This is a genomic window from Mangrovibacillus sp. Mu-81 (genome assembly GCF_036867415.1).
Lineage (GTDB): Bacteria > Bacillota > Bacilli > Bacillales > Bacillaceae_B > Rossellomorea.
In genome coordinates this window covers 365,569-390,865 of record NZ_JBAJHU010000003.1, presented here as the reverse complement: position 1 = coordinate 390,865, position 25,297 = coordinate 365,569, and the positions used below count along the sequence as shown (strand labels likewise).

At 44.2% G+C, this 25,297-nt stretch carries 20 protein-coding genes; 1 reads left to right on the top strand and 19 read right to left on the bottom strand.

Annotated elements, in window-relative coordinates:
* Positions 1-119 precede the first annotated feature (119 nt).
* The 12 genes from pknB to V6B33_RS09040 all read right to left on the bottom strand — a co-directional run bounded on the left by pknB (position 120) and on the right by V6B33_RS09040 (position 14,601).
* Positions 120-2,126 carry a Stk1 family PASTA domain-containing Ser/Thr kinase gene (gene pknB, locus V6B33_RS09095; RefSeq protein WP_334217435.1) on the bottom strand — a complete coding sequence of 669 codons (2,007 nt, stop codon included), beginning with the start codon at positions 2,124-2,126 and terminating at the stop codon, positions 120-122.
* Between the two features lie 6 nt (positions 2,127-2,132).
* On the bottom strand, positions 2,133-2,882 hold the full coding sequence (locus V6B33_RS09090; RefSeq protein ID WP_334217434.1) for a Stp1/IreP family PP2C-type Ser/Thr phosphatase: 750 nt from the start codon (positions 2,880-2,882) through the stop codon (positions 2,133-2,135).
* Between the two features lie 249 nt (positions 2,883-3,131).
* Positions 3,132-4,472: a 16S rRNA (cytosine(967)-C(5))-methyltransferase RsmB gene (gene rsmB / locus V6B33_RS09085; RefSeq protein ID WP_334217433.1), complete on the bottom strand. Its 1,341-nt coding sequence runs from the start codon at positions 4,470-4,472 to the stop codon at positions 3,132-3,134.
* Positions 4,465-5,415 carry a methionyl-tRNA formyltransferase gene (fmt, locus tag V6B33_RS09080; RefSeq protein WP_334217432.1) on the bottom strand — a complete coding sequence of 317 codons (951 nt, stop codon included), beginning with the start codon at positions 5,413-5,415 and terminating at the stop codon, positions 4,465-4,467. Before fmt ends, rsmB begins: the two co-directional genes overlap by 8 nt.
* Positions 5,412-5,897, bottom strand: a complete 486-nt coding sequence (gene def, locus V6B33_RS09075; protein WP_334217431.1) for a peptide deformylase — start codon at positions 5,895-5,897, stop codon at positions 5,412-5,414. Before def ends, fmt begins: the two co-directional genes overlap by 4 nt.
* Before the next feature lie 26 nt (positions 5,898-5,923).
* Positions 5,924-8,350 carry a primosomal protein N' gene (gene priA / locus V6B33_RS09070; RefSeq protein WP_334217430.1) on the bottom strand — a complete coding sequence of 809 codons (2,427 nt, stop codon included), beginning with the start codon at positions 8,348-8,350 and terminating at the stop codon, positions 5,924-5,926.
* Positions 8,334-9,557 carry a bifunctional phosphopantothenoylcysteine decarboxylase/phosphopantothenate--cysteine ligase CoaBC gene (coaBC, locus tag V6B33_RS09065; RefSeq protein ID WP_334217429.1) on the bottom strand — a complete coding sequence of 408 codons (1,224 nt, stop codon included), beginning with the start codon at positions 9,555-9,557 and terminating at the stop codon, positions 8,334-8,336. The genes priA and coaBC overlap by 17 nt, the downstream gene beginning before the upstream one ends.
* Before the next feature lie 141 nt (positions 9,558-9,698).
* Positions 9,699-9,920: a DNA-directed RNA polymerase subunit omega gene (rpoZ, locus tag V6B33_RS09060; RefSeq protein ID WP_172248444.1), complete on the bottom strand. Its 222-nt coding sequence runs from the start codon at positions 9,918-9,920 to the stop codon at positions 9,699-9,701.
* Positions 9,921-10,535 carry a guanylate kinase gene (gene gmk / locus V6B33_RS09055; RefSeq protein ID WP_334217428.1) on the bottom strand — a complete coding sequence of 205 codons (615 nt, stop codon included), beginning with the start codon at positions 10,533-10,535 and terminating at the stop codon, positions 9,921-9,923.
* Positions 10,536-10,808 (bottom strand): extracellular matrix/biofilm regulator RemA, encoded by a 273-nt coding sequence (gene remA, locus V6B33_RS09050; RefSeq protein ID WP_172248446.1) that lies wholly within the window; start codon positions 10,806-10,808, stop codon positions 10,536-10,538.
* Positions 10,809-10,864: 56 nt separating this feature from the next.
* A complete protein-coding gene (locus V6B33_RS09045; RefSeq protein WP_334217427.1) occupies positions 10,865-11,740 on the bottom strand; it encodes a YicC/YloC family endoribonuclease in 876 nt (291 codons plus the stop codon).
* 182 nt (positions 11,741-11,922) lie between these two features.
* Complete coding sequence (locus V6B33_RS09040; protein ID WP_334217426.1) at positions 11,923-14,601, bottom strand: cation-translocating P-type ATPase; 2,679 nt, start codon at positions 14,599-14,601, stop codon at positions 11,923-11,925.
* Between the two features lie 270 nt (positions 14,602-14,871).
* On the opposite strand from V6B33_RS09040, the gene V6B33_RS09035 reads away from it, so the two are divergent.
* Positions 14,872-16,575 carry an Rqc2 family fibronectin-binding protein gene (locus V6B33_RS09035; protein ID WP_334217425.1) on the top strand — a complete coding sequence of 568 codons (1,704 nt, stop codon included), beginning with the start codon at positions 14,872-14,874 and terminating at the stop codon, positions 16,573-16,575.
* Positions 16,576-16,694: 119 nt separating this feature from the next.
* On the opposite strand, the gene pyrE is transcribed toward V6B33_RS09035, so the two are convergent.
* The 7 genes from pyrE to V6B33_RS09000 are packed head-to-tail and all read right to left on the bottom strand — an operon-like array spanning position 16,695 to position 25,290.
* Positions 16,695-17,318: an orotate phosphoribosyltransferase gene (pyrE, locus tag V6B33_RS09030; protein ID WP_334217424.1), complete on the bottom strand. Its 624-nt coding sequence runs from the start codon at positions 17,316-17,318 to the stop codon at positions 16,695-16,697.
* Positions 17,318-18,028 (bottom strand): orotidine-5'-phosphate decarboxylase, encoded by a 711-nt coding sequence (gene pyrF, locus V6B33_RS09025; RefSeq protein ID WP_334217423.1) that lies wholly within the window; start codon positions 18,026-18,028, stop codon positions 17,318-17,320. The genes pyrE and pyrF overlap by 1 nt, the downstream gene beginning before the upstream one ends.
* Positions 18,000-18,941, bottom strand: a complete 942-nt coding sequence (locus tag V6B33_RS09020) for a dihydroorotate dehydrogenase (RefSeq protein ID WP_334217422.1) — start codon at positions 18,939-18,941, stop codon at positions 18,000-18,002. Before V6B33_RS09020 ends, pyrF begins: the two co-directional genes overlap by 29 nt.
* Positions 18,938-19,714 carry a dihydroorotate dehydrogenase electron transfer subunit gene (locus V6B33_RS09015; RefSeq protein WP_334217421.1) on the bottom strand — a complete coding sequence of 259 codons (777 nt, stop codon included), beginning with the start codon at positions 19,712-19,714 and terminating at the stop codon, positions 18,938-18,940. The genes V6B33_RS09020 and V6B33_RS09015 overlap by 4 nt, the downstream gene beginning before the upstream one ends.
* Positions 19,711-22,923 carry a carbamoyl-phosphate synthase large subunit gene (carB, locus tag V6B33_RS09010; RefSeq protein ID WP_334217420.1) on the bottom strand — a complete coding sequence of 1,071 codons (3,213 nt, stop codon included), beginning with the start codon at positions 22,921-22,923 and terminating at the stop codon, positions 19,711-19,713. Before carB ends, V6B33_RS09015 begins: the two co-directional genes overlap by 4 nt.
* Positions 22,916-24,007: a carbamoyl phosphate synthase small subunit gene (locus tag V6B33_RS09005; protein ID WP_334217419.1), complete on the bottom strand. Its 1,092-nt coding sequence runs from the start codon at positions 24,005-24,007 to the stop codon at positions 22,916-22,918. Before V6B33_RS09005 ends, carB begins: the two co-directional genes overlap by 8 nt.
* On the bottom strand, positions 24,004-25,290 hold the full coding sequence (locus V6B33_RS09000) for a dihydroorotase (RefSeq protein WP_334217418.1): 1,287 nt from the start codon (positions 25,288-25,290) through the stop codon (positions 24,004-24,006). The genes V6B33_RS09005 and V6B33_RS09000 overlap by 4 nt, the downstream gene beginning before the upstream one ends.
* Between the last annotated feature and the right edge of the window lie 7 nt (positions 25,291-25,297).

The following is a 25,297-nucleotide window of genomic DNA, read 5'->3' as shown; positions in this document are numbered from 1 at the left end:
CGATCAATAAACATTCAAGTATGTATACATTCATTATATAGCATTTAGTAGTATAAAGGAAAATAAGAGGGCTGTCCCCCCAGGTTATCAGAAACCTGAGGTACAGTCCCTCTCACTTATCATTCTTCGTCTTTAGGATACTCAACGGTACCTGATTTATACTCGTTTCCATCGACCATGACCTTGTACTTACCCTGGCTGCCCTGTTCCAGCAGGAAATTCAATGTGAATTTCGTCTCTTCGGTTATGCCGGTCTTCTCTTCACTGTCTTCAAACGTACTATCCTTATCTTCGATGAAAATTTCGACAATTTGAGGAGTGGTACCATCCCCTTCATACGGGACGGTAACTTCTAAAGGGACTTCCTTTTCTTTAACAGGTTCAGGGCCTTTTGACATCACCACGTATACAGTATCACCTTCGTATGTTGGAGTGCCGGGTTTTGTCCCTTGTGATATTACATGACCTTCGGCTACATCTTCTGAATACTGTTCTTCCGAAGTCACAATGGATATGCCCCTGGAATTAGCATAATCATCGAGGACTTTTTGACTCATGTCCCTTAGATCAAGTAATTCAAAAGACGATGGACCGGTACTTACAGTAAAGGTAACGGTTGTTTCACTGGCAACGACTTCATCCCCGGGTGAAGGGTCCTGCTCAATGATTGTTCCTTCTTCTTCTTCGTTGGATGGTTCTTCTTCTTTCTTGACTGTAAAGCCTTGTTCCTCGAGACTGGAAGCAACTTCTTCAAAGTTCTTCCCTTTGAAGTCCCCCACTTCCACCTTTTCCTTACCCGTACTGACGTAAAGGTCGATTGAAGATCCTTCATTTGCCATGCGCCCTGCCTTAGGGTTTGTTTTGATCACTTCACCCTCAGGTACGGTGTCGCTGGACTGCTCTTTTGTTTCACCGACTATAAACCCTTCAGATACGATGATCGAAACAGCCTCTGTAGGTTCCTTTCCTGCAACATCCGGGACCTTTATCTCTTTAGGACCCAACAGTTCAGGGAGAACCGTTACAGCTGCAACCCCCAATAATATCAGCAGAAAGAACAGACTGATGATCAGGACCGGCCATTTCCTCTTTTTGTTTTTCTTCTTGGATTTATCCTTTTTTCCTTTTGCCGGTTCAGCTTTCTTTGCAGCTTTGACTGATTTAGCAGGCTTCGTGTCCGGATTTGATTGGGTATGAATAATGGTATCATCGAGATTTGAGGAACCTTTATCATCCGTTATGACCGGGATGGCCTTAGTGGCTTCGTCATCCATCGGAACAGAGAACTTCGGTTCATTCAACCGGTCGGGATTGAGTGCGGTTGTTAAATCATCGTCCATATCTTCCAGACTTTCATATCTCCTGAAAGGATCTTTGGCTGTAGATTTCAAAACAATATTCTCTACACTTTGCGGGATGTCGGGATTCCACCTTCTCAAAGATGGCGTTTCTGACTGCAAGTGTTTCAAAGCGATTGAAACAGCTGATTCCCCAGAAAACGGAAGCCGCCCCGTCAATAATTCAAACATGACGATTCCAAGTGAATAAATATCCGATTTCTTTGTCGCCATGCCGCCCCTCGCCTGTTCTGGTGACAGATAATGCACAGAGCCAAGAACGGAATTTGTCTGGGTGATCGAGGTAGCGCTGAGAGCCATGGCAATTCCGAAATCAGTGATTTTCACATTGCCTTCTTCATCGACAAGGATATTATGGGGTTTGATATCCCGGTGAACGATATGATTTTGATGAGCATGTGATATCGCCAGGGTCAATTGTTTCATAATATCCAGTGCTTCATTGACACCGACCGGCGAGTGCTGCTGTATGTATTGTTTCAAGGTCATGCCTTGCACATATTCCATTACGATATAATAGAGATCGTCCTCTTCCCCTACATCATAGATACTGACGATATTCGGGTGTACAAGACTGGTGGCAGATTGTGCTTCCCGTTGAAATCGTTTTATAAATTCTTCTTCATTCGCAAAATCCATCCGGAGCATTTTAATGGCCACTTCACGATCAAGAATCATATCGTGTGCCAGATAAACGTTGGCCATGCCTCCGCCGCCGATCAGTTTAATGATTCTGTATCGGCCACTGATGCGCTTTCCATTCATCATGTACTATCACCCGCTTTCCGTTTCAGCGGCATACTCGACGATAAGGACGGTAATATTATCTTCCCCGCCATAATCGTTAGCCAAATGAACGAGCTTCTCGCCTTTTTTACCGAGAGAGTCATCATTTGATAAGACCTCTTTCATTTCTTGTTCTGAAACTTTATTCGATAATCCATCCGAGCATAGAAGCAGTACATCTTCATCTTCGAACATAATCGTCTTTATGTCCATCGAGATCGTTGCTTCTGTTCCAAGAGCCCTCAAGATCACATTCTTCCTTGGATGATGTTCTGCATCTTCTTTGGAGATTTCGCCGCTCCTTACAAGTTCGTTCACTAATGTATGGTCTTCTGTAAGCTGATGAAACCCGTTCTCATTTAATATATAGCCCCTGCTGTCCCCTATATTCACTATGGTAGCAAACAGTGAAGTACAGATTGCTCCAACGAGGGTGGTTCCCATTCCTTCACATTCTGTATGGGATTGAGAATAACTATAAACTTCTTGGTTCACTTCGTTAATAGTCGTTTTTAACCAATTTTCAGCCTGGTCTGCAGTCTGGAATTTGTCCGTTTTTTCCCACATGTCCTTCAAAATGGATATCGCCAGCGTACTCGCTACATCTCCTGCACGATGTCCACCCATCCCATCAGCTACTACTGCAAGATAGTCTCCATGAGAATTCTTGAATACACCGACACTATCTTCGTTAAGTTGACGCACTTTCCCTTTATCCGTATTATACACAGTTTTCACTTAGGTCACCTCTTCTCTTCTTTCCGCTCCCCAATGCAGCGCCCCACCTGCCCTCATGCCACCCGTTCACAATTTCATGGTTCAAAAGCATCAACGTAATCTTGAGTGACAAATGGCCTGTGGAACAAAAAACATTCTTCCTATAACAGAGATAATGTGCTTCTAGTACATGTACGACTTAAATCGAGTATTTTCCTGCTTGCAATATACAAAATCATTCAAATTACGATATTTCCATGCGGATTTGGTTTATGACCCCTTTTTGATAAAACAGGAAATGTAAAAACCATCTCCGCCAAAATCCTGTGGAAACACTTGCAATTCATTTCCTTCAATAAAAGGTTGTACCGTTCCGGGAAGGTTTTTTAAATGATACGGTTCAAATTCAGGATGATCACTTAAGAAAGAATGGACCGTTCCTTCATTTTCATTCTTATCAACTGTACAGGTACTGTATACTAAAATTCCACCAATTTGAAGCAGTGGCGCTACTGCTGATAAGATGTCGAGCTGTATTTTTTGAAGAGATTGCAAATCGGATTCTTTTTTCGCGTATTTAATATCCGGTTTTCTTCTTAGTACACCCAACCCGGAACATGGTGCATCGACGAGTATGCGATCGAAGCTTTCCCTCTGGAATTTCTCACTGGCTTTTCTACTGTCCAAAGGGGAGGTGAATATATTCGAAAGACCTAAACGGGCGGCGTTTTCGTCAATCAGCTTGACTTTATGCTTATGCAAATCCAATGCATATACCTCGCCCGTTCCTCCAAGCAGTTCAGCGATATGAGTTGTTTTGCCTCCCGGGGCAGCGCATGCATCCAAAACTTTCATATTCTTTTTCAATTCAAGAGCATGTGCAACCAGCATGGAGCTTTCGTCCTGTATGGTTAATTCGCCGTTGCGGTAGGCGTCCGTTTTTACAAGATTACCTCTCAGCGTTTGTACGGCTTCATCCGTCACCGGGCTTGCCTTCACCTCTATACCTGTTTCGCTTAAGTTATGTATAAGCTGCTCTCTAGTCAGCTTGGTAGTATTTACCCGTGCTGTTTGTTTCGGAGCGACAAGGTTCATCTCGCACATCTCCTGTGTTTTTTCCAAACCGAACTGCTCTTCCCAGCGTTTCACCAGCCAGAAAGGATGACTAGTTTCTATTGAGACTCTTTCAATCGGATCTTTTATCTCTTCCAAGGAAGGGATGCCTTTTCTCTGGATTGAGCGAAGCACTCCATTAACCAAACCCGAGATCCCTTTATGCCCTCTTTTCTTTGCAATTTCCACCGCTTCATGTAGTACCGCTCTATCAGGAATACGGTCCAGATAAACAATCTGGTAAAGGGACAATCTCAATAAGTGGCGCACCCAGTCATCAAGCTTTCCCTTTATGAAGGGAGCAAGAAAATAGTCGAGGGTCAATTTCCTCTGTATAGTTCCATAGGTAAGTTCAGTCAAGAGACCAATATCTTTTGAGGGGAGTTCGTTCTTCTCAATGACAGAATTCAACAGTAGATTGCTGTACGATTGATTCTTATCGACTGCTTCAATGACATCCAATGCAGCTTCCCTCACGCTTTTCTTTTTTTTACTCATCTTTTTCTCCTAACTTCATTCCTTCTTCTAAATGCGCACCTGCACCGCGGAGGTAGTCCACAGCGCTCATACGTTTCTTTCCGGAAGGCTGCAAGTCTGTTATTTTAATTGCAGTTTCATTTCCGGTTGATACGACGAATCCGTCCTTTTGCACATCAATGATCTCACCCGGACTGGAAGAATTACTGATGATCTTTTCTCCCCACCATACCTTGATGACCGCACCGTCAAATGTCGTATAGGCTACCGGCCAAGGGTGCATGCCTCTAATATGGTTATAAATTTCTTCGCCTGATTTCGTCCAGTCGATCTTTTCTTGTTCCCTCTTGATATTCCTGGCAAAAGTAGCTTTATTGTCGTCTTGTTTTGCAGGATCGACTTTGCCCTCCAGCAAGTCGGGTAAAGTCTCAATCAACAGTTTAGAACCCGCTTCACTCAGTTTGTCATGAAGTGTGCCGACATGGTCTGTTTCTTCGATCTCCACTTCTACCTGGCTGATCATATCACCTGCATCAAGCCGCTCTACCATGTACATGATGGTTACCCCTGTTTTTTTCTTTCCTTGGATAATAGAGTAGTGAATGGGCGCTCCGCCTCTTAATTCTGGAAGTAATGATGCATGAACGTTTATACAACCGTAAGGCGGAGCCTCCAGTAATTCTTTCGGCAGGATCTGCCCGAAAGCTGCCGTGACGATAAGGTCAGGGTGCAGGGCAAGTATTTCATCCAACTCCTCTTGGACCCTGATTTTCTCAGGCTGATAAACAGGGATTCCATGCTTCATCGCCTCTGCTTTGACAGGTGGCGGTGTCAGAACCCGTTTTCTCCCCACCGGCCGGTCCGGCTGTGTGACAACCGCGATCACGTCATAGCCTGCTTGCAGGAGAGATTGTAAAACCGGCACTGAAAAATCTGGTGTTCCCATAAAAACGATCTTTGTCATTTAACTTCATACCCTTCTAAATCTTCTTCGGTTATATATTTTTCTATTTTCGTTGTAAACAGAACCCCATGTAAATGATCTATTTCATGCTGGATGGCACGTGCCAAAAAACCTTTTGCCTGAAACTCCACCAGCTTCCCTTTCCTGTTAAAAGTGCGGACTTTTATAGAAGATGATCTTGTTACCTCCCCGTACAGTCCCGGAAAGCTAAGACAGCCTTCGAGATCTGTATCAGTCCCATCGTTTTCGATGATTACAGGATTGATCAATTCGATTGTTCCTGTTTCATCACCGATATCGACAATCGCCACCTGAAGATCCACTCCTATTTGAGGTGCAGCCAACCCCACACCATCCGCTTCAATCATCGTGTCATACATATTGTTCAGCAGTTTTTTTAGTTTTTTATCAAATTCAGTTACTTTTTCGCATTCCTTTTCCAGGATCGGATCAGGATGCATCACAATTGGAAGAATAGCCATTTATACCCTCATCTTTCTATATAACTTTACATCATCATATATGGATTCACATCAATCGAGATTGTTAAACCCGAAGATGCATATTGTTGTTGGAATTGATCTAATACTGTTTTGAGTGTGTCAGTAAGATTCGGTTCCCGCTTGTATTTTATCAAACATTGGTAACGATATCTATTTTTTATCCGTGGAATCGGAGAAGCCGCCGGTCCGAGAATAATTGTGGATTCCGACAAGCGTGAACGTATAAAGCCCGATAACTTTTCGGCGATGTCCACGACTTTCATCAACTCCTCATGACTCAGTGTGATCAGGGTAATGAAATAAAATGGCGGATAAGCCCCCATTTTTCTCATCATCATTTCTTGTGAATAAAATCGATCATAATCATGCTTGGAGGCAAGACCGATTGAATAATGCTCAGGCGTATAAGTCTGAATGACCACTTCACCCGGAAGAGAGTGCCTTCCAGCTCTTCCGCTTACCTGGGTCAAGAGCTGAAATGTTTTTTCCGCTGCCCGGAAGTCAGGTAAGTGCAGCATGGTATCGGCACTTAATACACCAACCAGTGTGATGTTGGGGAAATCGAGCCCCTTGGCAATCATTTGGGTACCGAGAAGGATGTCCGCTTTTCCTTCTCCGAAAGCGGTCAATAATTTTTCATGTGATCCCTTCCGGCTGGTTGTATCCACATCCATCCGGATGATCCTTGCACCGGGCAAGAGCTTATTCAACTCCTCTTCCACCTTCTGAGTGCCCGTTCCGAAATACCTGATATGTTCACTTGTACATTCCGGACATGCATTTGGAACACTTTCTTCATAACCGCAATAATGACATTTCATCCCATTCGAGAAGCGATGGTATGTAAGGGAAATATCACAATGCGGACATTGCACGACAAAGCCGCAGTCTCTGCACATGATAAAAGAGGAATGACCCCTCCTGTTTAAGAATAAAACCGTCTGTTCCCCTTTTTCCAATTTTTCCTGGAGCTTGTCAAAAAGTTCTTTAGAGAACATTGAACGATTTCCGTTTCTTAATTCTTCTCTCATGTCAACAATAGATACTTTCGGCAGCTCGCCATCATTCATCCTTTTACTTAGAGTCAAGAGCTCATAAACCCCTTTGGAAGCACGGGCGAAAGATTCCAAGGAAGGTGTGGCGCTTCCCAGGATGACGGGGCATTGATGATTCTCTGCCCTGTGAACCGCCACATCCCTCGCATGATAGCGCGGATTTTCTTCTTGCTTATAGCTCGTCTCGTGTTCTTCATCGATGATGATGATCCCAATATTTTCAAATGGTGCAAAAATAGCCGACCTGGCCCCCACAACCACTTTTACTTCTTTTCGCTGAATTTTTCTCCATTCATCATACTTCTCTCCGACCGATAATCCGCTGTGCAGTACTGCGACGTCATTCCCGAACCGTCCTTTAAATCGGTGGACCATTTGAGGTGTAAGAGAGATTTCAGGGACCAGAACGATCGCTTCTTTCCCTTTTTCCAATACACGCTGGATGGATTGGAGGTAGATTTCTGTTTTCCCGCTTCCTGTTACGCCATAAAGAAGGAATGTCTGATGAAGTGAATGGTCTATTTTTTCAAGGATGGGCTTGATGGCTTCATCCTGCTGATGTGTCAATGACAATGGTAAAGTCTTTTCAAAGACCCTGTTTTCATAAGGGTCACGGTATACCTCTACAAATGTTTCGAGCAGTAAGCCTTTATTTACTAATGATTTAATTGTGGAAGCTGTCGTCCCTGCTCCTTCAATGATCTCATTGACAATAAATCCGTGTTCTGCCTTTCCGTTCCGGGAAATAAATTCAATGACTTCTTTTTGTTTGGTTGCCTGGGGAGAAAGTCTATTAAGTACATCCTCAAGCTGCTCACCAAGGAAAGTAGGAAGTATCTTTTTTATTGTCTTCTTTTTCCCTTTTGCTTTCACTTTATAAACGACATCCACGTTCCCCAGTTTCACCTGCCTCTGGATGAGCGGAAGGAATCCGGCTTCTTCAACCGCCTTCCAGGAAACTTCACTCCCTTTTTGGAAGAAAGGTTTTAAAGAAAGTGGCAAATCTTCCAACTCTGCACGTTCTTCCATACGAAAAAACTTTTCATACTTCGCTTTCATAGCTGCTGGAAGCATAGCTTGAAATGCAGAAATTTTAAAACATAAGGTTTTATCTGTAAGCCAGTTCCCCAATGATAATAGTTCTTCATTCAGCACCGGGACAAGATCCATTGGTTCAGAAATCGCCTTCAGCTTGGAAACTTCACCTTTTTCTTTAAGATCGATAACGAATCCCTGTATGGTTCTGGGCCCAAAAGGAACTGCCACCCTCATACCGGGAGAGATACTGCCAATCCATTTATGGGGTACCAGATAATCATAGGTGCGATCAGTCTGCATTGCGGGAACATCAACAATGACACTAGCTACGTTCTTCATGTTTATTCCTCATTTGTGTTATTGCTTCTTTGAAAATTTCCTTCGCGGCTTCATGTTTGGAAAGCAGCGGCAATTGCCGTATTCCACTCTCTGTAAAAATAGATACTTTATTTGTATCTGTTCCAAATCCCGAACCAGTTTCGGTAACATTATTGGCCACAATCATATCCGCGTTTTTTTTATGCAGCTTGGCTTTGGCATATTCCTCTACTTTCGTCGTTTCTGCTGCAAATCCGATTAGAAATTGATGATCTTTCTTCTCCCCGAGGCTTTTCAGGATATCTTTCGTCCGTTCGAATTCTAATACCAGATTACCGTCTTTCTTCTTTAATTTATGATCCATGACTTCAATCGGACGATAATCTGCGACCGCAGCACTTTTCACTACGATATCAGCTTGATTGAACACCGAGTGAACCGCAGCATACATTTCTTCTGCAGACAACACCTCTATATAATGAGCACCTGCCGGGGGTTGAATCGTTACGGGTCCGGAGATTAATGTCACATCGGCTCCCAACTGCAAAGCAGCCTCCGCCAGTGCATACCCCATCTTACCGGTGGAACGGTTTGAGAAGAAGCGTACCGGATCGACCATTTCCCGCGTGGGTCCTGCAGTAATCACAATCCGTTTTCCCTTAAGCAGTGAACTTTCGTTAATGGACTGGGCAAAGTGATCATGTATAATTTCCACGATTTTCTCTGGCTCCTCCAGTCTCCCTTTCCCGACATAACCACAAGCTAAGTATCCTTCACCCGGTTCGATAAATCGGCAGCCATCTTCGAATAGTGTCAGAATATTTCTTTGAACAGCAGGATGGTCATACATATGCACGTTCATCGCAGGGGCTAACCACACAGGTGCCTTGGTCGCGAGCAGGGTGGTTGATATCATATCATCCGCAATCCCATTCGCAAGTTTTCCGATTATATTTGCTGTCGCCGGGGCAACCAGGATTAGATCTGCCCAGTCAGCCAAGTCGATATGAGCTATTTTAGAAGATTCCTTCTCGTCAAACGTGTCCCAATATACATCCTGTCTCGACAGGGCTTGAAATGTTAGCGGTGCTACAAATTCCTTTGCTGATTCTGACATTATGACTTTTACTTCCGCACCGCTTTGCACAAGCTTACTCGTGAGAGCGGCAGCTTTATATACAGCGATTCCGCCTGTAACACATAATAGTATTTTCTTCCCCAGATTCATCGGACTTTCCCCCAGTACCTTTATACTTCCTTTTATTATGAAGGATTTTCAGCTAAAAAGAAAATAGGGCTGTCTCACGAAGATTCAAAAAATCTTCCGAGTCAACCCTTAGATCGTATCATTCGTTAAGAAATGCCGATATTACTCATCGGAATAAACAGCTTTTTCATCTCTTTCTTTCATGGATAATTGACCTGAGTGAATTTCTTCAAGCGCTTTGCCGACAAACTTTTGTGAAGCATATTTGTTCAAACGGAAATCCCCGGTATCCTGAAGATTTCTTGCTCGCTTTGCAGCGATGCTTACTAAAGAATATTTAGAATCTATCTTTTTCATTAATGAGTCAATGGATGGGTATAACATCTATTCAACCTCCAGCATTTTAATATATCGTTGTTGAACTTTTTCTCTTTTGCAATGTTCAGCCTGCACGATCGAGTTGATTTTTTCAACAGCATTTTCGATTTTGTCATTCTCTACGATATAATCATACAGATTCATCATTTCAATTTCTTTTCTTGCCGTGTTCAATCTTCCCTGTATGACTTCATTTGTTTCAGTGCCCCTGGTTACCAGGCGGTTCTGCAGTTCCGACAGGCTTGGCGGCGCCAGGAAGATGAATAATCCTTCAGGGAACTTATCTCGAACCTGCTGAGCGCCCTGAACTTCAATTTCAAGGAAGACATCTTTACCATTGTTGATTGTTTCACGGACATAGTCGACAGGAGTACCGTAATAGTTCCCTACAAATTCCGCATATTCAAGCAGCTTGCCCTTACCGATGAGTTCTTCAAATTCCTCTCTTGATTTAAAGAAATAATCAACTCCATCCACTTCACCCTCCCGCGGCATGCGCGTGGTCATCGAAATGGAATACTCAAATTTCGTATCTTCTTGGGAAAAAATCGCTTTACGCACTGTTCCTTTCCCTACTCCAGAAGGACCGGAAAGTACGATGAGCAACCCTTTTTCATTCATTTATTTACCCTGCCCTTCCTCTTGCAAATCCTCTTTATCCGTTAACCGATGAGCAACGGTCTCTGGTTGAACAGCTGACAATATCACATGATCACTATCCGTTATGATGACTGCGCGTGTTCTTCTTCCATATGTAGCATCCACTAAAGTACCCCGGTCCCTTGCATCTTGAATCAATCGTTTGATGGGTGCCGATTCAGGACTTACTATCGAGATGATCCGGTTCGCTGATACAATATTTCCAAATCCTATATTGATGAGCTTAATAGACATGACGCTCCTCCTAATCAATAGCTTAGTTTCTCCGTATTGGGAATAAACTAAACTTCTTATTCGACATTTTGTACTTGTTCCCTAAGCTTTTCAAGCGTGGACTTCAACTCAACCACCAAAGTGGTGATCCTTGAATCATTCGCTTTCGAGCCGATGGTATTTACTTCGCGATTCATTTCCTGAATCATAAAATCCAGCTTTCGTCCAACGGGTTCACCGCTGTTCAATGTGGAGTTAAAGTAAAGGATGTGGCTGTTCAGACGGGTTAACTCTTCCGTAATATCTGATTTATCAGCCATGATGGCCACTTCATTCAATAAACGGTTATCATCAATTGCACCATCACTGTACTCCATCATCTTCTTTCTAAGCTTTTCCCTATATTGAGTGACAACGTGCGGTGCAAAACTGATCAACTCAGAAACTTTTTGTTTGAAATGATTCAAGTGGGTCAGGAAATCCTCTTTCAAGGCTTCTCCTTCCTTCATCCTCATATCCTTTAACTCATTGGCAGCTTGTGCAACTGCTTGTAAGACCAAACGGTCAAGTTCTTCGTTTTCTTCTTCCAGTTCATCAATCGTGATGAACTCTTCCCTGGATAATAATTGATTTAACTCAATTTCACCCTTCAAGGAAAAGCGGTCGTTAATTTCATGTACTAACTGATAATAATCTCGAATGAGCTTCCAGTCAATATGCAGGTTTCGATGAACCAGTCCTTCTCCGGTAATGGTGATGAAAATATCCACTTTCCCTCTTTTGATAAATCCAGAAACCTGCTTCTTGATTTTATCTTCCAGCTTCATCAGCTGCCGGGGAAGCCTTATGGTGCATTCATGGAATCTATGATTCACCGATTTCATTTCGACTGTTATGGTATGTAGTCCTGAATCTATCTTACTTCTTCCAAAGCCTGTCATGCTGACAACCATTACGATCACTTCCAATCTATATGTATATTAGTGTATGTAATGTTGTTCGATTATGTATAGAGACTCCCGGCATTCATTTAAGACGGTACAAGCCAGTTATCATAGAAGATGAATGGTCGGAATATATGAAAAAGGTAATAGAGGACAAAACTCTATTACCTTTTGGATTATACCACATTTAACTATTTTTTTCTTGCAAAAAATGAGCCTGCCAGTAAAAAGGTCGGAACAGAGCTTAAACCGATGATCAATATCCAGTCCTTCAGTGCGATCGGCACCGTATGGAAGATCGGCTGCAGGGCAGGAATGTAAATGACCAAGAGCATCAAAATCAGGGATGAAATGACTGACCAAACAAGATACATATTTCCAAACGGATTTCTCGAGAATACTGACACTTCACTGCGGCAGTCAAACACATGTATCAATTGAGCCATGACAAGAGTGGCGAAGGCAACTGTCTGAGCGTAAGCAAGATGATCAGGGTGTGCTTTGTATGCCAGCATGAAAGCGAGCAGGGTGGCGATTCCAATCAGGAACCCCCGGGAAACGACTTTCCAGCCCAGTCCTCTTGCAAAAACACCCTCACTCATATTTCTCGGCTTTCTCTTCATCACATCATCTTCAGGCTTATCAAGTCCCAACGCCATAGCGGGAAGGCCATCGGTGACGAGGTTGACCCAAAGGATCTGGATCGGAACAAGTGGAAGCGGCAGTGCAAGCAGCATCGCAAATAACATGACAAGGATCTCCCCTACATTGGATGCAAGCAGGTATCTGATGAATTTCCGGATATTTTCGTAAATATTGCGCCCTTCCTGAATGGCGGATTTAATGGATGCAAAGTTATCATCCAGCAGGACCAGGGAAGAAGACTCCTTGGCAACATCTGTGCCTGTTATCCCCATTGCCACTCCGATATCAGCCGTCTTGATGGCTGGCGCATCATTCACGCCATCACCCGTCATCGCTACAACATGCCCCCTGTTCTGCAATGCTTTTACGATTTTTAATTTATGTTCGGGGGACACTCTCGCAAAGACAGTGACTTCTTCTACCACGTCCTGGAGTTCTTCGACTTCCATTTCATTTAACGCTTTTCCATCGAGTACTTTGTCATTCCTTTTCAATATGCCTAATTGCCCGGCGATTGCTTTAGCGGTCAGGACATGATCGCCAGTAATCATGACGGTTTTGATGCCTGCAGCCTTACACTCCCTTACTGCTTGTTTGACTTCCGGCCGAGGAGGATCGATCATTCCTTGCAGCCCGATGAATGTGACCCCTTCCTCCACATCTTTTTCATTCAATGATTCGACTTTTGCCCCTTGTAGCGGCTTGAATGCTATGGCAATATTCCTGAGGGCGTTGGAAGCCATTTCGCTGATCGCACCCTCTACCTTCTGAGATAATTCCCTGGTCTTCATTTGCAGCTTATCTTCCCATAGAATAGATTCACTCTTGGCTGCCAATACATCAGGCGCACCTTTTGTCACTGAAAATTGCTTTCCGTGTTGATCAACGACGACGACGCTCATCATTTTTCTCGTAGAGTCGAAAGGAAATTCCTTCACAATTTGAAATTTTTGCAATAAAGAATCCCTTTGCAATCCTGCTTTTATACCAGCTACCAATAGAGCTCCTTCAGTTGGATCTCCGTCCACCGCGAAGGTATTTCCCCGGGTGACAAGCTCAGCGTGATTACACAGCATTCCGAATGTCAGTAATTGATTAAGTGCTTTTTGGCTGTGCGGAGAAACCCTTTCTTCGCCGCTGTAAAATTGGCCATCCGGCTCATATCCGGTTCCCGTCACGGACCAGTTTCTTCCACCGCTCCATAATTGAGTGACGGTCATCTTATTCTGGGTCAGTGTACCGGTTTTATCGGAGCATATGACCGATGCACAACCCAGTGTCTCCACAGCTGGCAGTTTCCTGACAATTGCCTTCTTTTTGATCATTCTCTGTACGCCAAGTGAAAGCGCAACCGTAACGATGGCAGGAAGCCCTTCAGGAATAGCAGCAACAGCTAGTGACACTCCAGCTAAGAACATAGTATAGATGTCATGGCCCTGGATAACACCGACACCCACTACAAGAGCTGTTAGGATCAGGGCAACTGTTATGAGGATTTTACCCAACTCCTCGAGCCTTCTTTGGAGCGGCGTAATCATTGTTTCCGCTTTTTGCAGCATATCCGCAATTTGTCCCATCGCTGTCTTCATCCCGATGGCTGTTACGACGCCGACCCCATTCCCCCTCGTGATCATCGTTCCCATGAATGCCATGTTTTCCAAATCTCCGAGACTGTTATGATCTCCGATGACAGGAGCAGTCGATTTCGTGACCGGGACTGATTCACCTGTCAATGCAGATTCTTCTATTTCTAAGTTGTTGCATTCGATCAACCGGACATCCGCTCCGATACGATCTCCGCTAACAAACCGGATGATATCTCCAACAATGACTTCCCTGGAAGGGATTTTCATCCAGCTTCCATCTCTCAGTACCGAGACTTGCGGTGCTGACAGCTCCTTGAGTGCCTGAAGTGACTTTTCGGCTTTTCTTTCCTGGAAGAATCCAAGAAATCCGTTTATGAGGACGATGGCAATTATCGCTATTGCATCGATATACTCTCCCAATAATCCGGAAATAAGTGTAGCAGCGAGCAAAACAAGGACCATGAAATCTTTAAATTGGCTGAAGAATAATAACAGAATTGATTGCTTTTCTGCTTCCTCCAGCTGATTATATCCGAATTGTTTTCTTCTTTCGGATATGTCTTTTGCTGTCAGTCCGTTGTGATAATCGGTATTTAATGACTTTTCTATATCTTCCTGTCTCATCTCATGAAATTTCATGGAACCATTTCACTCTCCTCCTACGATAACGAAAAGTTGTTCTTCTCTTAGCATTCTTATTCAGACTCGTCCCAAAAAATGATATGATTTAAATATGTTTTGGGTAATTAAGCTTTGCTGATGGTTCAATCAATGTTTCTATTTAATACACCGCTGTTGTTTTCCTCCCTCGGTAGCAAGTGCCTGGAGCGGGAAGAAACGGTCAACGATTTTTTTTTATAAAAATACAAATAAATTTCAATAAAATACGTTTTGAAGAGGATGTTGGTTATGTCATTTGATGGATTGTTTACTAAAGCTATGACTTTAGAGTTGAAGGATAAGGTAATGAACGGCAGGATCAATAAGATTCATCAGCCATACAAAAATGAAATTATGCTGATCATCCGGGCGAATGGAAAAAACCATAAACTGCTCTTATCTGCCCACCCGAGTTATTCAAGAGTGCAGTTAACGAAGGAAGATTACGAGAATCCTTCAGTCCCGCCGATGTTCTGCATGCTTCTTCGCAAGCATCTGGAAGGATATATAATTGAAGATATCAAACAATCGGGACTCGACCGCATGATTATATTCGAGGTAAAAGGCAGGAATGAAATAGGCGATATTTCTTATAAGCAGCTCATCATCGAAGTGATGGGCAGACACAGCAATATCATATTAATCGATAAAGAAAGAAATATGATCCTGGACAGCATCAAACATATTTCCCCTAGCATGAATACTCACCGTACCGTATTGCCGGGACATGAGTATATTCTTCCTCCGCAGCAGGATAAGCGGAATCCCATTGAAGCATCGGAAGAAGATGTGCTCAGGGCATTGGATTTCAATTCTGGCAAATTGGATAAACAGATTGTCCAGGCATTCTCAGGTATCTCTCCCTTATTTGCTAAAGAAGTCCTCCATCGTGCAGGTCTTGGAAAACAAACAGCCGTTGCACATTCATTCCTTGGACTGATTTCGCTTGCGAGGGAAAATCGGATATCACCCACTCTCACGTTAGGTGAAAAGGAGAGCTTCTACTGGTTCGACATTGAGCATGAAGAGGGAGAAAAACTTTCATTTCCCTCCCTGAGTGAATTACTGGACCGCTTCTTTTACCAAAAAGCCGCAAGAGACCGGGTGAAGCAACAGGGCAATGATCTGGAGCGGTTTATTCGGAACGAAAGGGATAAAAACGTAAATAAAATCGAGAAACTAAAACAAACACTGGAAGATGCCCGGCAGGCTGATCGTTTTCAGCTATTGGGAGAACTCCTTACATCAAATTTATATGCAGTGGATAGAGGTATGAATGAGATAAGTGTCATGAACTACTATGATGAGGATGGGGGGAGCATAACCATTCCTCTGAATCCTCAGAAATCGCCTTCTGAGAATGCACAACACTATTTCTCGCGTTACCAAAAAGCAAAAAATGCGTTTGAGGTTGTACGCGAACAGATTGAAAAGGCAGAAGAAGAAATTGTCTACCTGGAGCAATTAATGCAGCAGCTGGACACTGCCTCCACAAAGGATGTAGAGGAAATACGCGAAGAATTGGAAGAAGAGGGTTATCTTAGAGCCCGGAAACAGTCAAAAAAGAAAAAAATGAATGTCAAGCCCGTTCTTGAAAGCTACACTTCAAGCGACGGTACACAGATCTTAGTAGGAAAAAATAATAAACAGAATGATTATTTAACAAATAAAGCTGCCTCTAAAGACGACATTTGGCTTCACACGAAAGATATACCAGGCTCTCATGTGGTCATCAAAAGCAGCGACCCAACAGACCGGACCATTAAAGAAGCTGCCAACATCGCAGCATACTTCAGCAAGGCAAGGGAATCAGGTTCAGTTCCGGTTGATTTCACGATTGTCAGACAGGTAAAAAAACCTAAAGGTGCCAAACCTGGTTTTGTTATTTATGATGGACAGCAGACGGTGTATGTAACACCTGACCTTGACTTGGTGCGTTCACTTAAAAATTGAATTAAACAAAAATTGAAGCACATTCCAGATTCATTCTGCGAATGTGCTTTTAAACGACCGTCCGGTAACATTTACCCTCAAACAGGAACAGCCCAATTGCAATTGCGAGTTGCTTCGTTCTATACGTTCCAATCTTCCGGATTTTCCCTCCACTTTTTCAATTGTTCTATTTCTTCCTCTTGAACAATCCCGTTCTCTACTGCTGCATCCAATAAACTCGAGTAATCAGATAGCGTATAGGCCGATATATTATGTTTTTCCAGCATCCTCTTACCTTGTTCGAGTTCATATGTGAAGATCGCTGCGACTCCGAGTACGTCACATCCTGCTTCTTTCAATGCTTCTACAGCAGTTATACAACTTCCCCCTGTAGAAATCAGGTCTTCTATCACGACCACTTTTTGACCGGCAGTAACCTTTCCTTCTATTTGATTTCCTTTTCCATGTGCTTTCGCTTTGGAACGGACATAGCACATGGGCAGGTTCAATTTTTCACTTACCCATGCTGCATGGGGGATCCCCGCTGTCGCTGTCCCGGCTATCACTTCAGCGTCAGGAAAGTGCTTCATGATGATCTCAGCCAGACCACTTGAAATGTTATTTCGCACTGCAGGATACGACATGGTCAATCGGTTGTCACAATAAATCGGCGACTTGATCCCCGACGACCAGGTAAATGGTTTCCCGGGATTTAGAAATACTGCTCCTATATCTAATAATTCTTTGGCAATTACCCTTTTCATTAAAGACCCTCCCATTCGTTTACCACTTTTTCATATGCTCGTACCGGATCTGCCGCTTTTGTTATGCTTCTTCCCACAACGATCAAGGAAGAACCAGACTCTTTCGCTTTTTTCGGGGTGGTAATTCTTTGTTGATCCCCTTTATCATCATTCTTTAGTCTGATTCCCGGTGTCACTCTCAGAAAATCTTCGCCGCACTCCTCACGTACCAAGGCTGCTTCATGCGGTGAGCAAACGACTCCATCAAGTCCTGCTTCCCTGGCAAGTGAAGCATAGTGTATGACAGACTCATTGATGGAATGCTGAATCAGTTGTTCATTTTGCATCTGAGATTCTGTCGTTGACGTTAATTGAGTCACTGCAATACATTTTGTGCGGGACTGTTTGGTTGAAGAACCGGCGGCATGCAGCGCTTCCATAGCTCTTTCCATCATCATTCTGCCTCCAGCAGCATGCACGTTCAGAAGATCAAGGTCGTATTGAGCAAGTCCCTTAACAGCCCCAAACACAGTATTCGGAATGTCGTGAAGTTTCAAATCTAAAAATATGCGGTGATCTTTATCCAGAAGCTTTTCGATGATCGCAGGTCCGTTTTGAAGATATAATTCCATGCCCACTTTTACATTTAAACTTTCAGTGAACAAGTCCAGAAATAAAGAAGTTTCTTCCCATGTCGCAAAATCAAGAGCTATAAATGGTTTTCGATTCATTCTTCCCCCAGCTCCTTCCTGTGAGTTCAGATATATGATCTGCACCCAATTCATCAAGTAATTCCGGTAACTTATTTATGATTCTTTGACACACAAATGGGTCTGTGAAGTTTGCAGTGCCGACAGCAACGGCACTGGCACCTGCGTAAAAATATTCAATGACGTCTTCAGCGCTCTGAATGCCGCCCATTCCGATAATAGGAAGCTCCACCGCCTGACTTACTTCATAAATCATACGGATCGCTACCGGTTTGATGGCTGGTCCTGACAAGCCTCCGGTTTTATTGGCGAGGACAGGCTTTCCGGTCTTCATATCCAGTCTCATTCCTAGGAGAGTGTTGATCATCGTCAGTCCGTCCGCACCGCCAGCCTCAACCGCTTTGGCCATTTCCACTATGTCAGATACATTAGGTGACAGCTTTACATAAAGCGGAACATCTGACACATGTTTAACCCTTTTCGTCAACTCCTGTGCTACTTCCGGTATAGTTCCGAAAGCGATACCTCCTGTTTTAACATTCGGACAGGAGATATTCAGTTCAAGTGCTTTAACATTGGAGGCTTTAGAGATCTCTTTAGCCACTTCAACGTAATCTTCCATCTGTGCCCCTGCGACATTAGCAATAATCGGAACATCGAATTGAGAAAGCCAAGGAAGTTCATTTTCCAAAACCCCTTTAAGTCCTGGGTTTTGCAGACCGATTGCGTTCAGCATTCCGCCATTTGTCTCCGCAACTCGGGGCGTGGGATTTCCAAAGCGCGCCTTATCGGTCGTTGCTTTTATCATAATAGCTCCAAGTTCACTTAAATCATAGAATTGGCTGTATTCACGCCCAAACCCAAAACAGCCTGAAGCCGGCATGATAGGATTTTTCAGCGACAGCCCTGGTAATTCAACATGTAATCTCGTCATAATTGCACCACCCCTGCTGGAAATACCGGTCCGTCACTGCATATTTTCACATAGCTTGTCCCTAAAGGATCATCCTGCTTGTGACATACACAAGCAAAGCAGGCACCAATCCCGCAGCCCATACGCTCCTCTAAAGAAATGTGGCCTTTTTTCGCTTCTAATTTGTTCTGTAATGCTTTCAGCATAGGTGTCGGTCCGCATGAATAATATTCATCAAACTGCAGCTCTTCATATTGGATGACATCCGTGACAAATCCGCGCGTGCCCATAGAACCATCCACTGTGGCAACAAACGTTTCACCCAGCTCTTTGAAATGATCTGCATAAAAACTGGCAGTGACATCCTGGAACCCCAGGATGTGTTTCACCGTCCAGCCGTGTTCGATCAACCTTTCGGAAAGACCGTATAGGGGAGGGACACCAATCCCCCCGCCTACAAGTAAAGCAGTCCTTCCAGCTCCATCTTCAACCGTAAATCCGTTCCCCAGAGGTCCAAGTATATCAACACTTTCCCCTATATTGACTGATGAAAGAAGTTTCGTTCCCTTTCCTTCTGCACGATAAATCAAGGTCATCGTCTGACTGTCATGATTGTGTGCAGCAATGGAAATCGGTCTCCTCAGTAAAGGGTCAATCCCTGTACCGGTTTTCACGTGGACAAATTGTCCAGGCGCTTTGATTTCATTCACTAACGTACCTTGCAGGACTAACTCAAAGATATTCGCTGCAATTCTTTCATGGGAAACGACTTTCATCTGTTCATTTACGATCATTGATGAACCACCTTTCTATTCACAGGCTGAGCCGGAAGTGCCTCTGCAGAGAATGTCATTGATTCAATCACCCGTAACAGCGCCTCGGCTGTATCCAGCGATGTGAGACAAGGCACGCCGTTTTCCACTGATTCTCTTCGGATCCTGAAACCGTCGCGTGCAGGCTGTTTTCCTTTCGTCAATGTGTTGATGACAAGCTGAGTTTCTCCACTTTGGATAATATCAAGGAGTGTCGGTCCTTCCGAGCCGATCTTATCCACCTCCCGGACAGCAATGCCTTCTTTCATCAATTGCTCTGCAGTTCCTTTTGTTGCAAGAATTTGATACCCGATGTTCACGAACCGTTTGGCCAGCAGTACCGCTTCATCTTTATCCTTATCCGCAACCGTCATAAGGACTGACCCGTGCTCTTTCATCTCCATGCCCGCAGCCACCATACCTTTGTAAAGGGCTTTCTCCAACGTAAGGTCTTTCCCCATGACTTCACCGGTGGATTTCATTTCAGGTCCCAAAGTGATGTCGACTCTTCTCAGTTTCGCGAAGGAGAATACAGGAACCTTTACATATACTCCCTGTTTTTCAGGTACTAATCCTGATTCGTACCCTTGCTCCTTAAGCGAGATTCCAAGGATTGATTTCGTTGCCATATTCGCCATCGGGACATTGGTGATTTTACTGATGAATGGCACCGTCCGGCTTGAGCGCGGATTCACTTCCAGGACATAGATCTCACCTTTTGAGATGACATATTGTATATTAAGCAGTCCGATAATATTCAACCCTTTTGCCAGGCGAGTAGTGTAATCAACTAATACTTCTTTCTGTTCCCCGGTAAGCTGCTGGGGAGGATACACAGCGATGGAATCCCCGGAATGGACGCCGGCCCGTTCGATATGCTCCATGATTCCCGGCACAACGACGTCAACTCCATCTGAAATTGCATCCACTTCAATTTCTTTCCCTATTAAATAACGATCGATCAGCACTGGATGCTGCGGGTTTACTTTTACTGCGTTCTCCATGTATTGAAGGAGTTCTTCTTTTCTATAAACAATTTCCATCGCTCTGCCGCCGAGCACATAAGACGGCCTTACAAGGACCGGATAACCGATTGATTCCGCTATTTCAAGCGCACCTTCAACTGACACAGCAGTTTTCCCCTTTGGCTGAGGGATCCCCAATTGGTTGAGAGTATGCTCAAATTTGTCACGATTTTCTGCCCGGTCCAGATCTTCGAGCGAAGTACCGAGAATCGTGACACCCCTTCTCACCAGTTCATCAGCCAGGTTGATGGCAGTTTGTCCACCGAACTGAACAACAACTCCCTTTGGTTTTTCCAAATCGATGATATGCATAACATCTTCCACTGTAAGCGGTTCGAAGTATAACTTGTCTGATATACTGAAGTCCGTTGAGACTGTTTCAGGATTGTTATTCACAATGATCGCTTCATATCCTGCCTCTTTGATTGCCCAGACTGAATGAACGGTAGCGTAATCAAATTCCACTCCCTGGCCAATCCGTATAGGGCCGGAGCCCAGAACGATGACACTTTCCCTGTCCGTGACCCTGGATTCATTTTCATCTTCGTATGTCCCGTAGAAATAAGGTGTTTCAGATTCAAACTCGGCAGCACATGTATCGACCATTTTATAAACCGGGATCAGACTATTTTCTGTTCTCCACTGATAGACTTCATATTCTGAACTCCCCCAAAGCCTGGCAACTGTGATATCAGAGAAGCCTAGCCGCTTGGCTTTCAATCCCAGGTCGCCGTTGAAAGGATGATCCCTTAATTCTTTTTCAAACTCTATAATTCTATTCATTTTATAAAGGAAGAAAAGGTCGATCTTACTCCAGTCATGTATCGTTTCGATCGTGACACCCCTTCTCAGAGCTTCACCGACATAGAAAAGCCGCTCGTCCCCCGCTTTACGAATTCTCTTCTCGATCCATTGATCAGTCATCTGCTCAGCATCGCTCAACTCCAGGTGATACGTATTGCTCTCCAGGGAACGAATTGCCTTCAACAGGGATTCCTCGAATGTCCTGCCGATCGCCATTACTTCACCTGTTGCTTTCATTTGAGTTCCAAGGTTGCGTTTGGCGGCTTCAAATTTGTCAAATGGCCAGCGCGGGATCTTCGTTACAACATAATCAAGAGCAGGTTCAAACGCTGCGTATGTTTTCCCGGTCACAGGGTTCATCATTTCATCTAATGTCAAGCCGACAGCAATCTTCGCGGCAAGCTTGGCAATCGGATAGCCAGTTGCTTTAGAAGCAAGAGCAGATGAGCGGCTCACCCTTGGGTTCACTTCGATAATGTAATACTGAAAGCTATCGGGATCCAACGCAAGCTGAACGTTGCACCCTCCTTCTATTCCCAGCGCTCGGATGATCTTTAAACTTGTGTTCCGGAGCATTTGATATTCTCTGTCGCTTAATGTCTGGCTCGGAGCAACTACGATCGAATCACCTGTATGAATTCCAACGGGATCGATGTTTTCCATGTTACAAACCACGATCGCATTATCCGCTGCATCTCTCATTACCTCGTACTCGATTTCCTTGAATCCTGCAATACTCTTTTCAAGTAGACATTGCGTAACCGGGCTGTATTTCAATCCTGAGGTCACGATTTCAATAAGTTCTTCTTCATTGTGACAGATTCCTCCGCCTGTACCCCCAAGTGTATAGGCGGGTCTTACAATGACCGGGAAGCCTACTCCGTCAACAAAATGAAAGGCTTCTTCCACACTGTGGATGATCTCGCTTTGGGGCACTGGTTCATTCAGTTCATTCATCAGGCTTCTAAACAAGTCGCGGTCTTCCGCTTTTTCAATGGCAGATAGTTTTGTTCCGAGTATTTCAACTCCACACTCTTCTAAAACCCCGGATTTGGAAAGCTCAACAGCCAGATTCAAGCCGGTTTGTCCGCCCAATGTCGGGAGAACTGCATCCGGACGCTCTTTACGGATGATCCTGCTCACAAATTCGAGTGTCAGCGGCTCAATGTATACTTTGTCAGCCATTTCAGCGTCTGTCATGATCGTTGCCGGATTGGAATTGACCAGAATTACTCTGTAGCCTTCTTCTTTGAGAGCGATACAGGCCTGGGTTCCTGCATAGTCGAATTCTGCTGCCTGTCCTATGATGATCGGTCCGCTTCCAATTACTAAGATGCTTTTTATGTCTGTTCGTTTAGGCATGTTGAAGCTCCTTTCTTTTTTCATCTTCCATTAATTTAAGGAAATCATCGAATAGATAATTTGAATCTTCCGGTCCTGGTGATGCCTCAGGATGATATTGGACTGTAAATGCGGGATAATCAAGATGTTTCAATCCTTCCACAGTTCCATCATTGATGGCTATATGGGTGACTTTTAGCCTTGTTCCTGCCAGGGAATTTTCGTCTACTGCATAACCGTGGTTTTGAGATGTCAATGCTACTTTCCCTGTTTGCACATCTTTCACCGGATGGTTCGCTCCACGGTGACCGAATTTCATCTTGAAAGAATCCCCTCCGCATGCAAGTGCGAATAATTGATGTCCAAGGCAGATTCCGAATAGCGGGATTTCCCCGATCAATGTCTTGATGGTATCGATTGCCTGAGGCACGTCTTTTGGATCTCCGGGCCCATTTGACAACATAATGCCATCGGGCTGCAGTCTTCGGATTTCTTCTGCTGAGGTATCATAAGGAACGACTATCACATCACAATTCCGTTTATTCAGTTCCCTTAATATGCCATGTTTCATTCCAAAATCCATCAGGACTACTCGAAATCCTCTCCCGGGACTTGCATAAGCCGTTTTCGTTGATACCTGATCGACTTGATCTGTTCTTAATGAACAGTCGTGCAGTCTTTCAAGGACAGCCTCCGAGTCCGATTCGGCTGAGCAAATAATTCCCTTCATCGCTCCATGCTGCCGGATGATCCGAGTCAACTTCCTTGTATCGATCCCCGATATTCCCGGAATCCCTTTTACTTTCAATAACTCATCCAATGTCGATTCATTTCTCCAGTTCGAAGCGAAGTCAGCGACTTCCCTTACGATGAATGCTTTAATGGCAGGCGTGATCGATTCGAAGTCATCGCGGTTTATGCCATAATTACCTACCAAAGGATACGTTAGTGTTACCAGCTGTCCACAATAGGATGGATCCGAAAGAATTTCCTGGTATCCTGTCATACTTGTGTTAAATACAACTTCCCCGACAGTTTCCTCATTTGCACCAAAACCTTCACCTGTGAAAACTGTCCCGTCATCCAAAATTAGTTGTCTTTTCATCCTTCATGTCCTCCTTCATTCCACACAAGAGATCCTTGATAAAATGTAGCTGCCGGCCAGCCCGTGCATTCCCAGCCGCTGAATGGGGTATTCTTCCCTTTTGATAAGAATCCCCGGGGTTCAATTGCTTGCCGCCTTTTCAAATCGATCAGAGTTAAATCTGCGTCTCCCCCTACTTCCAGCCGTCCAAATGGAAGATTGAACGCAGTGCTTGGTTTACTCGTCATCCAATCGATCAACTGCTTCAGTGTAAATGTCCCTTTTTCAACAAAGTGTGTATAGAGCAGCGGGAATGCCGTTTCGAGACCGACGATTCCAAATGGTGCCAACTGCATTCCTTCTGACTTTTCAGCTTCTGTGTGAGGTGCATGGTCGGTTGCGATGAAATCAATCGTGCCGTCCAGCAATCCTTCTACCAATGCCTCTCTGTCCTGTTTCCCCCGGAGCGGCGGATTCATCTTGAAATTCGGATCAAGTCCGGGAATGTCATCCTCACACAGCAGAAGATGGTGAGGTGTGACTTCTGCGGTAACATTGATTCCCGCCTTTTTAGCGTCCCGTACCACTCTTACAGATTCCTTCGTCGATATATGGCATACATGGTAATGAACGCCTGCCGCTTCAGCCAATAACACATCCCGTGCTATATGTACGGCTTCACACACAGATGGAATTCCGGCGATATCGTGTTTTTCCGAGAATGTTCCTTCATGTACCGAGCCCTTATTAATCAATGTGTTTTCTTCACAGTGAGCCACTATCGATGCATCGATCGCAGCTGCCTCCTTCATCGCTTCAAGCATCATGCCGGCGGACTGAACACCTACACCGTCATCGGTGAATGCAAATGCCCCGTTTTTCTTTAAAGCAGAAAGATCATTCAGCTTCTTACCTGTCTGCCTTTCTGTTATCGCTGCATAAGGTAATACACGAATGCTTCCAGTTTCAGTAATCCTCGCATTTAAGCACTGCAGTGTTTCTGCCGAATCCGGTACCGGCCTTGTATTGGGCATCGCTGCTATGGTCGTGAAACCGCCTTTCGCAGCCGCTTTCGTTCCTGTTTCTATCGTTTCTTTATGTTCTCCTCCTGGTTCTCTCAAATGCACATGCAAATCGACAAATCCCGGTGAGACCAACCGTCCTTCAGCCTGGAATTCCTGATGATCGGCGTTTTCCAGATTTGAGCCCATTGCGGTGATTTTATTTCCTTGAATCTTCAAGTCAATTGTCTCCAGTTCACCATTTTCATTAAAGATACTTGCATTTCTGATTAACCAGTTCATCTGAAAT